Origin of the sequence: Streptomyces sp. NBC_00029 (assembly GCF_045160505.1) — a bacterium.
GTDB lineage: Bacteria > Actinomycetota > Actinomycetes > Streptomycetales > Streptomycetaceae > Streptomyces.
The window spans coordinates 6,473,840-6,489,586 of sequence record NZ_CP108292.1 but is presented as its reverse complement, the minus strand read 5'-3'; the positions used below and the strand labels follow the sequence as shown (position 1 = coordinate 6,489,586).

Annotated in this window: 12 protein-coding genes; 5 read left to right on the top strand and 7 right to left on the bottom strand. The window is 74.0% G+C overall.

Translation table 11 applies throughout. From position 1 onward, the window contains the following. Positions 1-107 precede the first annotated feature (107 nt). Together miaB and OG753_RS30380 are read right to left on the bottom strand one after the other, a co-directional pair. A complete protein-coding gene (miaB, locus tag OG753_RS30385) occupies positions 108-1,631 on the bottom strand; it encodes a tRNA (N6-isopentenyl adenosine(37)-C2)-methylthiotransferase MiaB (protein WP_405790894.1) in 1,524 nt (507 codons plus the stop codon). After that, on the bottom strand, positions 1,628-2,341 hold the full coding sequence (locus OG753_RS30380; protein ID WP_405790892.1) for a maleylpyruvate isomerase family mycothiol-dependent enzyme: 714 nt from the start codon (positions 2,339-2,341) through the stop codon (positions 1,628-1,630). Before OG753_RS30380 ends, miaB begins: the two co-directional genes overlap by 4 nt. A gap of 71 nt (positions 2,342-2,412) precedes the next feature. Here OG753_RS30380 and OG753_RS30375 point away from each other — a divergent pair, with 71 nt between their 5' ends. Both OG753_RS30375 and OG753_RS30370 read left to right on the top strand, forming a co-directional pair. Then, complete coding sequence (locus tag OG753_RS30375) at positions 2,413-3,552, top strand: LysR family transcriptional regulator (protein ID WP_405790891.1); 1,140 nt, start codon at positions 2,413-2,415, stop codon at positions 3,550-3,552. A 33-nt stretch (positions 3,553-3,585) separates the two neighbouring features. After that, on the top strand, positions 3,586-4,581 hold the full coding sequence (locus OG753_RS30370; protein ID WP_327264787.1) for a TAXI family TRAP transporter solute-binding subunit: 996 nt from the start codon (positions 3,586-3,588) through the stop codon (positions 4,579-4,581). Between the two features lie 63 nt (positions 4,582-4,644). On the opposite strand, the gene OG753_RS30365 is transcribed toward OG753_RS30370, so the two are convergent. From OG753_RS30365 to OG753_RS30355, 3 genes are all read right to left on the bottom strand, one after another. Then, the gene (locus OG753_RS30365) at positions 4,645-5,658 is read right to left on the bottom strand and encodes an ROK family protein (protein ID WP_327266960.1); all 1,014 of its coding nucleotides are present in this window, start codon (positions 5,656-5,658) and stop codon (positions 4,645-4,647) included. 27 nt (positions 5,659-5,685) lie between these two features. Further along, positions 5,686-6,801, bottom strand: a complete 1,116-nt coding sequence (locus OG753_RS30360) for a LacI family DNA-binding transcriptional regulator (protein WP_405792866.1) — start codon at positions 6,799-6,801, stop codon at positions 5,686-5,688. Between the two features lie 1,762 nt (positions 6,802-8,563). Further along, entirely contained in the window at positions 8,564-8,731 is a 168-nt protein-coding gene (locus OG753_RS30355; RefSeq protein ID WP_327264784.1) for a hypothetical protein, read from the bottom strand. Between the two features lie 263 nt (positions 8,732-8,994). Here OG753_RS30355 and OG753_RS30350 point away from each other — a divergent pair, with 263 nt between their 5' ends. Beyond that, positions 8,995-10,248, top strand: a complete 1,254-nt coding sequence (locus OG753_RS30350) for a glycosyl hydrolase (RefSeq protein WP_405790888.1) — start codon at positions 8,995-8,997, stop codon at positions 10,246-10,248. A gap of 87 nt (positions 10,249-10,335) precedes the next feature. Next, the gene (locus OG753_RS30345; protein WP_405790886.1) at positions 10,336-12,477 is read left to right on the top strand and encodes an endo-beta-N-acetylglucosaminidase; all 2,142 of its coding nucleotides are present in this window, start codon (positions 10,336-10,338) and stop codon (positions 12,475-12,477) included. Positions 12,478-12,528: 51 nt separating this feature from the next. Here the strand turns inward: OG753_RS30345 and OG753_RS30340 are convergent, their stop codons facing one another. Beyond that, positions 12,529-13,941, bottom strand: a complete 1,413-nt coding sequence (locus OG753_RS30340; RefSeq protein ID WP_327264781.1) for a HAMP domain-containing sensor histidine kinase — start codon at positions 13,939-13,941, stop codon at positions 12,529-12,531. 12 nt (positions 13,942-13,953) lie between these two features. Next, the gene (locus OG753_RS30335) at positions 13,954-14,667 is read right to left on the bottom strand and encodes a response regulator transcription factor (protein WP_327264780.1); all 714 of its coding nucleotides are present in this window, start codon (positions 14,665-14,667) and stop codon (positions 13,954-13,956) included. Positions 14,668-14,953: 286 nt separating this feature from the next. On the opposite strand from OG753_RS30335, the gene OG753_RS30330 reads away from it, so the two are divergent. Further along, positions 14,954-15,739 carry an amino acid ABC transporter ATP-binding protein gene (locus OG753_RS30330; protein WP_327264779.1) on the top strand — a complete coding sequence of 262 codons (786 nt, stop codon included), beginning with the start codon at positions 14,954-14,956 and terminating at the stop codon, positions 15,737-15,739. Positions 15,740-15,747: the final 8 nt, after the last annotated feature.

Here is a 15,747-nt window from a genome sequence, read left to right as displayed (position 1 = left end):
GAGGGGCGGGACGCACGTCGGCGCGCGCCCGCGGCCCGGTCGGCGGACGGCAGGCGGTCGGACCGGGCGGACCGGGCAGGGCGCGGGCCGGGCGGGCAGCAGGCGCCTCAGGAGGAGGCGGGCACCGAGCAGCCTGCGGTCACGGTCGGCAGGGGCGCCGGGACGCCCAGCGTCGGGATGCCGAGCATGACGCCCGCCGGCTGGGCCGGGGCCGCGTTGCGCTTCTCCCAGGCGTCGCCCGCGCGGGTGCGGCGCACGGTCAGCGTCGGGCCCTCGGCCAGCAGGTGGTGCGGGGCCGCGTAGGTGATGTCCACGGTGACCACGTCACCCGGGCGGACCTCCGCCTCCGGCTTCGTGAAGTGGACCAGCCGGTTGTCGGGCGCGCGGCCGGAGAGGCGGTGCGTGGCGCCGTCCTTGCGGCCCTCGCCCTCGGCGACCATGACCTCCAGGGTCCGGCCGACCTGCTTCTTGTTCTCGTCCCAGGAGATCTCCTCCTGCAGGGCGACCAGGCGCATGTACCGCTCCTGCACGACCTCCTTGGGGATCTGCCCGTCCATGTCGGCGGCGGGGGTGCCGGGGCGCTTGGAGTACTGGAAGGTGAACGCGTTCGCGAAACGGGCCTCGCGCACCGCGTGCATCGTCTGCTGGAAGTCCTCCTCCGTCTCACCGGGGAAGCCCACGATGATGTCGGTGGAGATCGCGGCGTGCGGGATGGCGGCGCGGACCTTCTCGATGATGCCGAGGAAGCGCTCCTGGCGGTACGAGCGGCGCATCGCCTTGAGGATGGGGTCCGAGCCGGACTGCATCGGCATGTGCAGCTGCGGCATGACGTTCGGGGTCTCGGCCATGGCCGCGATCACGTCGTCGGTGAAGTCGCGCGGATGCGGGGAGGTGAAGCGGACCCGCTCCAGGCCCTCGATCTGGCCGCAGGCGCGCAGCAGCTTGCTGAAGGCCTCGCGGTCGCCCAGGTCCGAGCCGTACGCGTTCACGTTCTGGCCGAGCAGGGTGATCTCGGAGACGCCCTCGGCGACCAGGGCCTCCACCTCGGCGAGGATGTCGCCGGGCCGGCGGTCCTCCTCCTTGCCGCGCAGCGCGGGGACGATGCAGAAGGTGCAGGTGTTGTTGCAGCCGACGGAGATCGAGACCCAGGCGGCGTACGCGGACTCGCGGCGGGTCGGGAGCGTGGAGGGGAACGCCTCCAGCGACTCGGCGATCTCGACCTGCGCCTCTTCCTGGATGCGGGCGCGCTCCAGCAGCACGGGGAGCTTGCCGATGTTGTGCGTACCGAAGACGACGTCGACCCAGGGGGCCCGCTTGACGATCGTGTCGCGGTCCTTCTGCGCGAGGCAGCCGCCGACGGCGATCTGCATGCCGGGGCGCTTCGTCTTCATCGGGGCCAGCCGGCCGAGGTTGCCGTAGAGCTTGTTGTCGGCGTTCTCGCGGACCGCGCAGGTGTTGAAGACCACGACGTCGGCGTCGCCGTCGGCGCCCTCGGGCGCCCGGACGTAGCCGGCGTCCTCCAGCAGACCGGAGAGCCGCTCCGAGTCGTGCACGTTCATCTGGCACCCGTAGGTGCGCACCTCGTAGCTTCGCTTCACGTCCACTGCCTGGCTCCGGTCGCTGCTGGTCATGCAATAAGGGTAGGCGGTACCCGGTGGCCCTCCGGTCCCCCGTTCAGCCGATCCTCGGGAAGGCGGCGCCCGAAGAGGACGAGCAGCAGGTCCTGGGCGTCCGCGTGCACCGGGGTTCCCTCGCCGTGGGACCAGTCGAGGTCCTGCGCGCACAGCCGGATGCCGGTGAGGTCCGCGCCGAAGAAGCGCAGGGAGCGGGGGGTGACGGCGTCGAGGAGGAGCCGCAGCCGGTCCTCGGGGACGCGGCGCGGGTGGCCGAGGGCGACGGTGATGTCGAGGCCGTGGACCACGTCGTGGGCGAGGGCTCCGGTGGGGCCGGCCGCGGGCGGTTTCCAGGGGTGGGCGGCGTTCTCGCGGAGCAGGGCGGCCAGCTCGCGCTCGGTGAAGGCGGCCGCGTCCCGGCGGGCGGTGCGGTCGGTCATCCGGTGCAGGCCGCCGCGGGCCCGCAGGAGCTCGGCGGCGAAACCGGGGAGGGTGGTGCGGAAGCCGAGGGACATGTGGGCGGCGACCTCGCGGACGCGCCAGCCGGCGCAGAGGGACGGTGCGTCCCACTGGTCCGGGGGGAGGGAGTCCAGTACGTCGGCCAGCTCGCGGCGTTCGGCGGCGACGGCCGCGGCGATGGTACGGCGGCGCACGGAGGGGGCGGGCGCGGGTCGGGGGCCGGGGCGGGGGCCGGGGCGGGGCTCGGGTCGGGGCGCTGATCGGCTCATGGATCCAGGGTCGGGGCGGGACCTTTCATAAGTCCAAGAGCAGATGCTTCTGCGATCTAGAATCCGAGCTTATGGAACTGGCTCAGTTGCGCTATTTCGTGGCCGTGGTGGAGGAGGGCAGTTTCACCCGGGCCGGGGCGAGGCTGCACGTGTCACAACCCGGGGTGAGCGCCCAGATCGCGCAGCTGGAGCGGGAGCTCGGGCAGCGGCTGCTCGACCGCTCCGCACGGCGGGTCACCCCGACCGAGGCGGGCCGTGCGGTGCTCTCGTACGCGCGGGCCGCTCTGGCGGCGGTGGAGGGCGTGCGCAGGACGGCGGAGGAGTTCTCCGGCCTGCTGCGCGGGCGGGTGGCCCTCGGGCTGGTTCCGGGGGCGGCCGGGGCGGTGGTGGACGGGTTCGACGTGGTGGGGGCGCTCGGGGACTTCCACGACGAGCACCCCGGGGTGGAGATCGCGCTGTCGGAGGACACCTCGGAGCGGATGCTGGCCGCGCTGCTGCGCGGGGAGCTGGACCTGGCGGTGGTGGGCCTCGGCGGGGAGGCACCGCCGGGTATCGCCACGCAGGTGGTCCTCGACGAACCGCTGGTCGCGGCGGTCCGGGCGGACGACCCCCTGGTGGCGGCGGCCGTGGACGGGGCGATCCCGCTGGCCGCCCTGCGCGGGCGGGCCCTGATCGGCCTGCCGCGCGGGACCGGGCTGCGCGCGGTGCTGGAGCGGGCGTGCGCGCAGGCGGGATTCGCCCCGCGGGTGGACTTCGAGGCGGCGGCACCCGCCGTCCTGGTCCGGCTGGCCGCGCGGGGGCTGGGGGTGGCGGTGGTGCCCTCCGGGGCGGAGTCAGGAGCGGGCGCACCCACCGCGGGCAGACGGACGGGCGGCGCGGCGGAAGCCGGCGGCGCGGGCGGGACCGGAGGCGCGGCCGAGGCGAGCAGCGCGGCCGGGACCGGAGGCGCGGCCGAAGCGAGCAGCGCGGCCGAGACCGGCGGCCCGGGCGAGACCGGCAGCGCGGCAGGGGCCGAGAGCGAGACGGGCAGCGCGGCCGCGGCCGAGGGCGGGGGCAGGGGAGGCGGCGGGCTGTGCGCCCTGCGGATCACGGAGCCCGCGCTGTACGGGCGGGTCGCCGTGGCCTGGCGGGCGGACGGACCGTCCGGCCCGGCCGCCCGCGAGCTGCTGAAAAGGCTCCGCTCGGGAGCCCCCGGACCGGCCGCGCCGTGACAGGACGGCGGATGGGGTGGCAGGATCGCGGCCATGCCTCTCGTACCGCCCCGGATCAGCAGGCGCCACGCCCTGCGGGTCCTGGTGGCCGTACTCGCCGTGCTCGGCGTCCTGACCTGGTGGCTGAAGCCCTTCGGGCAGACGGAACTGGCGGGCGACCTGGTCTTCAGCACGGGCGCGCGGACGGGTGTCTACCACCGCTACGGCCAGCTGCTGGAGCAGGAGCTCCGGGAGAGCATGCCCGGGGTGGACGTACGGCTGGAGACCAGCGAGGGCTCGCAGGAGAACCTGAAGCGGCTGGCCACCGGCGAGGCGGACTTCACCGTGGCGACGGCGGACGCGGTTGCCAAGTACCGGCTCGACGGGAAGCCCGCCGCGGACAAGCTGCGCGGGGTCGCACGGCTCTACGACGACTACGTGCAGCTGGTGGTCCCGGCCGGCTCCCCGGTGCAGTCGGCCCGTGACCTGCGCGGCAAGCGGGTCGCCATCGGCCAGCCCGGGTCCGGCGTGCGGCTCGTCTCGGAGCGGCTGCTGAAGGCCGCCAAGATCGACCCGGTGCTGGACATCACGCCGGTGACCATAGGCATCGACACCATGCCGGGCGAGCTCGAGGCGGGCAGGATCGACGCGTTCTTCTGGTCCGGCGGCCTGCCGACGAACGCCGTGAGCGAGCTGTCGGGGCGGTTCGACATCCGGCTCGTGCAACTGGGCGACCTGGTGGAACAGCTGCAGCAGGGCGGCAGCCCGGCGCGCTACTACCGGACGGCGGTGATGCCGCAGGACGCGTACGCGCTGGCGCGCAACACCAGCTCCGTGACGACGCTGGCCGTACCGAACCTGCTGGTGACCACGGCCAAGACGGACCCCGCGCTCACCGAGCAGCTGACGCAGACGGTGATCTCCAGCCGCGACCTCGTCGGGCGCGAGGTGCACGCGGCGCAGCTGGTGGACCTGCGCACGGCGATCTACACCGACCCTCTGGAGCTGCACGAGGGCGCGCGCCGGTACTACCGGTCCGTCAAGCCCTGAGGTCCCCCGGGGCGCGCCTGCGCGGGACGCCAGGTGCGCCGGGTGCAGGGACTGCGCCGGGGTTCAGGACGAGGACGGGGACGGCAGCAGCATGAGCGCCGCCGCGGCGGCGCCGATCAGCCCCGCGTGGGTGCCCAGCATCGCCGGCACCACTTGGACGTCCTTGACGAAGGAGAGCGTGGCGTAGGCCGCGAGGTGGCTGCGGATCGGGGCGAAGAGGGTGTCCCCGGCGGCGGCCACTCCCCCGCCGATGACCGCGATGTCCGTTTCCACGAGGGTCGCGGTGGCCGCGATGGCGGCGGCCAGGGCGCGGCCCGCCCGGTCGAAGGCCGCCAGGGCGATCGGGTCGCCCGCGGCGGCGGCAGCGGCCACGCCCGCGGCCGTGGCATCGCGCCCGCCGCCGTCCGCTGCGGCGGGCGGAGTCCAGCCCTGCTCCAGGGCCCAGCGGGCGATCGCCGTACCGGAGGCGATCGACTCGACGCAGCCGTGGCCGCCGCAGACGCACGGCTCGCCGTCGAAGGCCACGCTGATGTGGCCGATGTGCCCTGCGTTGCCCGTGGGGCCGGGGTGGAGCTGGTTGTTCAGGATCAGGCCGCCGCCCACGCCCGTGGAGACGACCATGCACAGCGCGTTCGCACGGCCCCGGGCCGCGCCCAGCCAGTGCTCGGCCGCGGTCATCGCCACTCCGTCACCGGCCAGCACGGTCGGCAGATCGGCCCCGTGGGCCGCGAGTTCCGCCACGACCCGTTCCTGGACCGGGAACTCCCGCCAGGCCCCGATGTTGACCGGGCTGACGGTTCCCCGGGAGGCGTCCACCGGGCCGGCGCTGCCGATCCCGCACCGGACCGCCGAGCCCCACAGCGGCGACTCGGCGAGTTCGGCGACGACCTCGGCGACCGCCGCCATGACGCCGTCCGCGTCCACCCCGCGCGGGGTGGGGCGGCGGGTGGTGGCCGTCATCGTGCCGTCGGGGTGCACCAGCGCACCGGCGATCTTCGTACCGCCGATGTCGATCGCCACCGTCGGGCCTGAGGCAGCTGCGGCGGCCCGCACAGCGGGCAACGGGGCGGTGGGAATGATCACGGTGGCGGCTCCAGGAAGGTTTCAGGATTCAGTATGCGCCGGGGGCGGCGCCGTGCTCTCACGAGGCTCCAGCCGAGGCTGCTCGCTGATCCGCACTCCGGGCGGGCTGCCGGCGAGAACGGCCAGGAGTTCCTCGGCGGCCAGCCGTCCGAACCCGGCGGTGTCCCGCACGAGAGCGGTGAGCCGGGGGTGCGTGACGCGGCAGAGCGCGGAATCGTCCCAGGCCACGATGGACAGCCGGCCCGGGACGGGGATGCCCAGCTCGGCGGCGACCGCGCTCCCGGCGATGGCCATCACGTCGTTGTCGTAGACGAGCGCCGTGGGCGGCCGCGGCTCTGCGAGGACCCGGCGGGTGGCCGCCGCGCCCTCGGCGTCGGAGTAGTCGGTAACGACGGAGCGCACCTGGTCCGCGCCGAGCCCCCTCCGGGCGGCCTCGGTCCGCAGGGAGTCCATCCGGCGGACCGTGTGGGCGAGGCCGGGGAGCCCGGCGATGTGCGCGATCCGGCGGTGGCCGAGCCCGTGGAGGTGGTCCAGGACCTGGGCCATGGCGCCGGCGTCGTCGGCCCGGACCGAGGAAAGGGTCCCGGACGCAGCACCCCCGCTCCCGGCCCCGCTCCCGGCCCCGGCCCCGGCCCCAACCCCGCTGCCGCCCGTCGGCGCGGCCTCGCCGATCGTGACCGCGGGCAGGGCCAGTTCCTCCAGGAGCGCCGGCCGCGGATCGCTCGTACGCGGGTCGACCACGAGGACTCCGTCCACCCGCCGCTCGGCCCACCAGCGGCGGTAGAGGGCGCATTCGGCGTCGATGTCCTCGACGACCTGGAACAGCAGCGCGGTCCGGGCGGCGGAGAGGACCTCCTGGATGCCGGAGACGAGCTGGAGGAAGAAGGACTCGACGCCGAGCGTGTGCGCGGGCCGGGCGAGGACCAGGCCGACGGCCCCGGCGCGTTCCCCGGACAGGGCCCGGGCGGCGCTGTTGGGCTGCCAGCCGAGTTCCTCGGCGACGCGCCGGATCCGGGCCCGGGTGTCCTGGGAGACGCCCGGCCGGTCGTTGAGCGCGAAGGAGACGGCGCTCTCGGACACCCCGGCCTGCCGGGCGATGTCCTTGATCGTGGGTCTGCGGGCCATGGACTGCCTCATTCGTCCTTCGGATGCGTCACGCGTGGCGGAATACGGAGGGATATGGCCGGACCGTACGCGATCCTTCCCCGACGGGCGGCCTTGATGAGCATCCAGTGGTCCCCCGGGGGTGCGTCGAGCGGCGGCCGCAGCGCGAACCCCACCTCGGCCACCCCGTCCGCCGGGATGTGCAGGGGCAGGCTCGCGAGGGCGATCAACTGCCAGGTGCCGTACGGGGAGACGGCGTACGCCCGTCCCGTCAGCGCGGTCCGCACGCCGGTCGCACCGATCCGGGCCCGTACGAGACCCCGCGCCCGGGGCCACGGTCACGGCGGTGAGGGGGTTGTTGAACTCCCGTCGCCGACGCGACAGATCCAGCTCGCGCCGGTCCCCCTCCGCCGCCACCAGCGCGTGCTCGAAGACGTGGGTCCAGCGCTGGAGCTGGAAGGAGCTGCCGTCCGGGGCGGTGCGCCGGGGAGGGTCCATCCACTCCCCGGCGGGCCGGCCGGTGCAGGAACGCATCAGGGCGCTGTGCAGGCGGCCCGCCGTGTCCACCGCGAAGCCGGGCGTGCCCCTGGCCAGGATCCCGACGGTCCGCTGCGCGTACGGAGCTTCGCGCGCGGCCACCTCGGCCGGCTGCCCGGCGGCCTCCAGTCGGCCCGCGGCGCCGACGGCCCGGGCCAGTTCCGCCGGTGACCCGGTGTGCACCAGGACCGGCAGGTCCCGGATCCCGGTGAGGTCGCAGCCGGGGCTCCAGAGCGCGCGGAGCGGGGCCCGGGCCGGGATCCGGACCCGGGGGCGCTCTCGTACGGCCTGTGCGTAAGCGGGATCGGCCGCCTCCAGCACCGCCGCCGTGAAGGCACCGGCCGCGGGACCGCCGAGGGCGATCCGGAAGTCCGGGAGGCTGCTGTCCGCCGCCGGATCACCCCGCCGCGGACCGGCGGGCAGGGTGGGGGTGGCGGTGACCCCGTGACGGCCGAGCGCGGTCATCAACTCCCGCAGCCCGTCGGGAGATCCCGCGTCCGGCAGCACGATCTCCCCCGCTCCCAGCGCCCGGTCCGGCCCGGCCAGCGGCGCCGAGAGCGCGAACCAGTTCAGGCAGGAGCTGTTCAGCGTCCACGGGACCCGGGTGGGGTCGGCCCCGGCATCCGCCCCGGGGAAGGCGAAGCCGCGCCCGAAGGCCGCGGCGGCGGTCCCGGCGACCGGGACCGCGCCCGGCGCGTCGGCCGGGATCCGCAGCCGCAGCAGTGGGTCAGAGTCGGCGAACTCGTCGATCCGTGTGGTCGGTTCGACGCGGTCGAGACCGTGCCGGAGGGTGGTCGTGCGCGTCCAGCGGACCGGCCCGGTGCGGCCGGTGGCGACGATCCGGGCCCCGAGCGGCCCGCGCTCCGCCCGGCAGGACGTGGCGGGCGCGGAGCCCGAGCCGGTGCCCGGGCCCTTGGGCAGCAGGTGCCAGGGGCCTTCCCCGAAGAAGGGGTGTGCGTCGTACTCGTCCTGCACGAGCAGCTCGTCCACCTTCCCGGCGCTCATGAGCTCCTGCCCGGTGCGCCGGCCCAGCAGCCGGGCGAGTCCGCCGCCGCGCGCCGGGTCGGCCCTCGGCGTCGCGGACGGTGATCCGGTGCGCCTGCGCGGCGTTGAGGGCCGAGAGGGCCGAGGGCACGGCGAGCCCCGTGAGTCCGGCGAGCCCCGTGAGTCCGGCGAGCCCCGTGAGTCCCAGTGCAGCCGGGTCCGCCGACACGCGGACCAGGTCGGTCCGCGTCCACGACACCGGGGTTGTGGACGGTCACCGCCAGCGGACCCGGCTGAGGCCCGCGCCGGGCACGGTGACGTGGAGCGGGCCGGCGGGGCGGTCTCTGCGGATCCGTACGCGGACCACCTGCGCCGGCGCCTCTGGCGGCCCGGTGAACAGCGCCGGAGTGGTGACGGCCGTGACCGAAATACCGCTGTCCATTTCTGCACACTTTCTTTCGACGGCCACAACTAAAGCGCATTAGTCACTCCAGAGTCAGCCGAATACAACCCTTGTGTCAACAGGGCTGAAGCGCATAAGTGCACGCACCGGAGGCCCTGTTGACTTTCCTCATCCGCACCGGCAGGTTGTGGCACCTGCGGTGAATTCCGCCAGAGCTCCCGAACTTCCGGTCCCCCGGGCTCCCGGACTCCCTGACTCCCTGACTCCCGAAATCTCGCCCCTTCCGAACTCCAGGACGCCCCGTGCCCGATGACGCGCTCCGCTTCGGTGCCAACTACACGCCGGCCCGCGGCTGGTTCCACCACTGGCTGGACTTCGACCTCGACGAGGTCGGGGCCGACCTCGACTCGATCGCCTCGCTCGGGCTGGACCACATCCGCGTCTTCCCGCTGTGGCCGGTCTTCCAGCCGAACCGGACGCTGATCCGGCCGCGCGCCGTCGAGCAGCTCGTGGCGCTCGCCGACGCGGCCGCCGAGCGCGGGCTCGACGTCAACGTGGACGGACTGCAGGGGCACTTGTCGAGCTTCGACTTCCTGCCCGCCTGGACCCGGACCTGGCACCGGCGCAGCCTCTTCACCGATCCGGACGTGGTCCGCGGACAGGCGGAGTACCTGCGCACGCTGGCCTCGGCCCTCGCCGACCGGCCGAACTTCCTGGGCATGACCGTCGGCAACGAGATCAACCAGTTCTCCGACGCCCCTCACCCCGACCCCGACCGGATCACCCGGGACCAGGCCGACCGCTGGCTGGAGCGGATGCTGGCCGCCTGCGAGGAGGGTGCGCCCGGGCGGTTCCACGTGCACGGCGAGTACGACGCCGCCTGGTACCAGGACGGGCATCCCTTCACCGCCGGCCAGGCGGCCCGGCTGGGCGCGGCCACCGCCGTGCACTCCTGGGTGTTCAACGGCACCGCGCAGCGCCACGGCGTGGACGGGACGGCGACCGAGCACCATGCCGCGTACCTGATCGAGCTCTCCAAGGCGTGGGCCCTCGACCCGCACCGCCCGGTCTGGCTCCAGGAGGTCGGCGCCCCGGCGCCGCTGATCCCGCCCGGGCGCGCGGCGCGGTTCACCGAGGCCACCGTGGCGAACGCCCTGGACTGCCCGGACGTGTGGGGCGTGACCTGGTGGTGCTCGCACGACGTGTCCCGGGAGCTTGCCGACTTCCCGGAGCTGGAGTACGGCCTCGGCCTGCTCACCAACGACCGCCGGATCAAGCCGGCCGGCGCCGCCGTCGCCCGGATCGCCGAGGAGTGGCGGGGGCGCGCACACCGCCCGGCCCCGCGGTCCACCGCGCTCGCCGTCGACGTCGGCGGGGCCGAGGAGGCCCCGGGTCGCTCGGTGTGCGCCCCGGGCGGCGCGTTCTTCGAAGTCTGGGCCGCGCTGACGGCCCAGGGGGTGCGCCCGGCGGTGGTCCTGGAGGAGCGCGCCGCGGACCCGGCCCATCTGGCCGCGCGCGGCATCACCGAGGTGCTGCGCGTGCACGACGTGACCTGACCGATCCGATCCGTTCCTGAACCGATCCGATCCGACCCGATGCCTTCGTGAACCGATCCGACCCGATCCCTTCGTGAGGAGCCCCGCATGCCCGAGACCGACCACGGCGTCGATCCTGGTGCGCCGCCGCCCACCGCGATACGTCCGACCCGGCGCAGAGTGCTGGCCACCGGTGCCGGGGCCGCCGCGCTGCTGGGCCTGGCGGGCCGCGCCCGGGCCGCAGCCGACACCGCGGCCCCCGCACCGGCCGCACCGGCCCCGGCCGACCTGGCCCCGTACGCCTCCTACTGGTTCCCGGACTCCCTCCCGGCGGGCACCCCCGGCCCCGGCATCGTGTGGAGATCGCTCAGCCGCTGGACCCCGGGGAGCGACCCCGACCTGGCCCACAACACCTCGACCGTGCCCCTGGCGGAGCGGTTCACCCCGGTTCCGGCGAACCGGGACGCCCGCATGGGCCAGGCCCGGATCTCCTCCCTCGTCTCCTTCGGGCCCACGGCCGGGAACCCGTCCCAGGGCTCCCCGACCGCCGACCACTACGCGCTCACGCACTGGGCGTACATCGACGAGCTGGTCTTCTGGGGCGGCTCCGCCGGCGAGGGGATCGTGCTCGCCCCGAACGCGCCCGTGGTCGACGCCGCCCACCGCAACGGGGTCCGGGTGCTGGGCAACGTCTTCCTGCCGCCCGTCGCCTACGGCGGCGACCTGCGCTGGACCCGGGACCTGGTGCAGCAGGACTCCCTCGGCCGCTTCCCGATCGCGGACAGGCTCGTCCAGGTGGCGCGCACGTACGGATTCGACGGCTGGTTCGTGAACGCCGAGACCGACGGCGGGGACAGCGCGCTCGCCGGCCGGATGCGGGAGTTCCTGCGCGCCCTGCGGGCGGCGGGCGAGCCCCACGGTCTGCGCATCACCTGGTACGACGCCATGAACACCAGCGGGCGGGTGGGCTGGCAGGGCGCCCTCAACCCGCTCAACCAGGAGTTCTTCGAGGACCGGTCCGGGAAGGTCTCGGACACGATGTTCGTGGATTTCCGCTGGACCCCGGACACCCTGGCCGCGTCCGGCGCCCTCGCCGACCGCCTCGGGCGCTCCCGCCACGAACTGTGGGCCGCGGTGGACACCGAGTCCCGCGGGTGGGACTCCCCCGTCCGCTGGGACGCGATCGTCCCGCGCGGTCGCGACCACGTCGTCAGCTTCGGCTTCTACCGGCCCGAGTGGACCCGCAATCACCTCGCCGACCGCTCGCCCGGGGCCTTCCACCGCGCCGACGACCGGTTCTGGACGGGCGAGTCCCTGGACCCGGCGCGGCCCGCGCCCGAGGCCCGCTGGCGGGCCCCCGCCACGGCCGTCGCCGACCGGTCCACCGTCACCGGCCTTCCCTTCGCCTGTTCCTTCAACACCGGGCACGGGCTGCGCTGGTACGACGGCGGCAGGGTCGTCTCGGACACGCCGTGGAACCACCTCGGGCTCCAGGACCGGCTCCCGGGACGCCGCTGGGTGGTGGACACCGCCGGGGAGCGGCCCTCCGTCACCCTGGACTTCGCGGACGCGTGGCGCGGCGGCTCGAGCGTGCTGGTGGAGGGCGGCCTGACCGCGCCCGTGGTCATCGGGCTGCATTCCACCCGGCTGCCGCTGACCCGCGGGTCGGTCCTGGAGCTGGTGCACGCCACCGGGGCGGATCCGGTCGGGGTGGAGATCGGTGTGGCCGTGCGCGAGCCGTCCGCTCCCGGCGGGCCGGTCCCGTACACGTGGCTGCCGGCCGGGATCCGGGACGGCGGGCAGGGCTGGCGCACGACGCGGGCCCCGCTGGCGTCACTGGCGGGCAGGACCGCGTACGGCCTGGCGGTACGGATCACCGCACGCGGGAAGAGGCCGGTGGTGTGGCGGATCGGCGCTCTGTCGGTACACGACGAGACCCGCACCCGGCGCCCGGCCCCGCCCACCGCACCGGCCGTGGACGCCTCGGCCCGGCAGGACGGCGTGGCCCGGCTGCGCCTGTCCTGGCGGGCGGCGGCATCCGGCGGCGCGGGCGGGCGGCCGCGCCACTACGAGGTGTGGCGGGTCCTCCCGGACGGCACCCGGAGCTTCCTCGGGGGCACCTGCGGCACCGCCCTGTACCTGCCCGCCGTCCCGCGCGCCGGGCGGGAGCGGGCCGCCGCCTTCGAGGTCAGGGCCGTCGACGAGCTGTACGCGGTGTCGGCGCCGGCCCGCACCACCCTCACCTGGTAGCCGCGGCCCGCCCGGGGGCCGGGGAGCCGAGGGGCACGGCGGCCCGGCGGCTCAGGAGCTCTGGGGGGCGGTGCGCGGGACGGCCACCGTCACGCGGAGCCCGTGCGGCGGGTTCTTCTCGTAGGAGAGGGATCCGCCGCCCGCGGCGAGCAGGGCACGGGAGATCGACAGGCCCAGCCCGGAGCCCTTGATGTTCTGGTGGCGGCCGCTGCGCCAGAACCGGTCGCCGACGCGCAGCAGCTCGTCCTCGGTGAGGCCGGGGCCCCGGTCGGCGACGACCACACGGACGGAGCGCCCCGCGGTGGAGACCGACACTTCCACTTCCTCACCCGTGGGGGTGAACTTCAGCGCGTTGTCGATGACGGCGTCGAGCGCACTGGACAGGGCGATGGGGTCGGCCCAGCCGGTGACGGCGGTGCGGCCCGTCTCGGTGAGCCGTACGCCCTTCTCCTCGGCGTACGGGCGCCACGAGGCGACCCGCTCGGCCGCGAGTGCACCGATGTCGGTGAGGCTGATCTCGGCGGAGGCGTGCTCGGCCAGCGCCAGGTCCAGCAGGTCGTCCAGGACCTGGGTCAGGCGCTTGCCCTCGGTGCGCACGGAGGCGATCTCCGCGTTCCCCTCGGGCAGTTCCAGGGCGAGCAGCTCGATCCGCAGGAGCAGTGCCGCGAGCGGGTTGCGCAGCTGGTGGGAGGCGTCGGCGACGAACGCGCGCTGCTGTTCCAGGACCTCTTCGACGTTGTCGGCCATCTCATTGAACGAGTGGGCGAGGCGTTGGAGTTCCGGGGGGCCGCCGGCGGCCGCGACGCGCGAGTTCATCCGTCCGGTGGCGATGCCGTGGGCGGCGGCGTCCAGGGTCTGGACGGGCTTGAGCACCCAGCTGGTGAGCCTGAGGGCGGCGCCGAAGGCGACCAGCATGGCGGCGGCGAGGCCGCCCGCGATGAGCAGCCAGCCCTGCAGGATCCGGGCGCGCATCTGGTCGGTCGGCGATTCGGTGGCGACGACCGCGACCACGTCGCCGTTGAGGACGACCGGGGAGATGACGAGGAGCTTGCCGTCGGTCTGCCACGGCCACACCTGCGGCGGGTCGTGGCTGCGCCTTCCGGCCAGCGCCTCCTTGAGGGCCAGCTTCCCCTCACGCGTGTCCGGGAGCTGCCACCAGCCGGGGGACCGGGCGAGGGCGTTGTAGTCGCGGTGGAAGATGCCGGCGCGGATCCCGTACAGGGTCTGGTAGCGGGCGAGTTCGAGCCCGAGCGCGGTGCGGCGCTCGTCGGCGCCGGTGGATCCGGAGCCCTCGGCGTCGATGAAGAACTGCGCGAGGGCGGCGAAGCGGGCGCTGTCGTCGATCCGGTCGACGACCACCTTCTGCTGCTGCCCGGCGGCCAGGCTCACCGCGAGCGGAAAACCGAGGGCGAGCAGCGTGCCCGCCATCAGGATGACGAGCAGCGGGAGCAGACGGGCACGCACGACAGAGGACCGCTAGGGAGCGCCCGGGGCGACGAGCCGGTAGCCCACCCCTCGGACGGTCTCGATGAGGGCGGGCATGCGCAGCTTGGAACGCAGGGAGGCGACGTGGACCTCCAGGGTGCGTCCGGTCCCCTCCCAGCTGGTGCGCCACACCTCGCTGATGATCTGCTCGCGGCGGAAGACGACGCCGGGCCGCTGCGCGAGCAGGGCGAGCAGGTCGAACTCCTTGCGGGTGAGCGGTACGTCGGCGCCGTCCACGCTGACCCGGCGGTTGGGCAGCTCGATGCTGACGGTGCCGAGCCGGACGGTGGCGGGCGTGCCGGTTCCGGCGATGGCCTCCTCGGCGGCGCCGGTGCGCCGGGCGACGGCGTGGATGCGGGCGAGGAGCTCACCGGTGTCGTACGGCTTGGTCACGTAGTCGTCGGCGCCCATGTTCAGGCCGTGGATGCGCGAGCGCACGTCGGCCCGCGCGGTCACCATGATCACGGGCGTGGCGGTGCGCTTGCGGATCTTGCCGCACACCTCGTAGCCGTCCTGGTCGGGCAGACCGAGATCGAGCAGGATCACGCCGTAGGGCTGGGGGCAGGTCGCGGCGCCGGCGGGCAGGAGTGCCTGCAGGGCCTCTTCGCCGTTGCGGGCATGGGTGACCTGGAAGCCGTGGCGGGCGAGGATCGCCGACAGGGCCGCCGCGACGTGATCGTCGTCCTCGACGAGCAGCAGTCTCATGTCGTCCCCCTCTCCTCTTTTTCTCGCTCGGGCCTCTCCAGGCATGGTCACACGCGTCCACCATGCATCCACGCCGATGCGGAGTCCCACGTCAAGGGGGTCCCGCTCCGGCGCGCCTTCCGTTATGCACCCGGTACGCGGACATGATCGACCACGCCGGGACCGCGCACGGAGCGTATCCGGAAGAGGCCGGATCGTTATCCTCAATTCTCCCTCAGATGTGATGACGTTGTGCGCGTCACATCACTACTGTCCTCCCAACCGAGGAGGACGGAGCAAGAAGCCGATGAGCGGAGTATCAGTGACCAAGGACGTGCAGGACGCGGCCGGTGCCGCAGACGACCTGGTCGTACTGAGCAACGTCAACAAGCACTTCGGCGCGCTGCACGTGCTTCAGGACATCGATCTGAGCATTGCCCGCGGTGAGGTAGTCGTGGTGATCGGTCCCTCGGGATCGGGCAAGTCCACACTGTGCCGGACGATCAACCGGCTGGAGACGATCGACTCGGGCACCATCACGCTCGACGGCAAGGAGCTGCCCTCCGAGGGCAAGGAACTTGCCAGGCTGCGTGCCGACGTCGGGATGGTCTTCCAGTCGTTCAACCTCTTCGCGCACAAGACGGTGCTGCAGAACGTCATGCTGGGCCAGCTCAAGGTCCGCAAGACCAACCAGGCCGAGGCCCACGAGAAGGCGGTGGCCCTGCTGGAGCGGGTGGGCGTCGGCTCGCAGGCCGACAAGTACCCGGCGCAGCTCTCCGGTGGCCAGCAGCAGCGCGTGGCGATCGCCCGGGCGCTGGCCATGGAGCCGAAGGTGATGCTCTTCGACGAGCCGACCTCGGCGCTGGACCCGGAGATGATCAACGAGGTGCTGGAGGTCATGCAGCAGCTCGCCCGCGAGGGGATGACCATGGTGGTCGTCACGCACGAGATGGGCTTCGCCCGCTCGGCGGCCAACCGGGTCGTCTTCATGGCCGACGGCAAGATCGTCGAAGAGGCCACACCCGAGCAGTTCTTCAGCAACCCGCGCAGTGACCGCGCCAAGGACTTCCTGTCGAAGATCCTGCATCACTGAGGTTCACG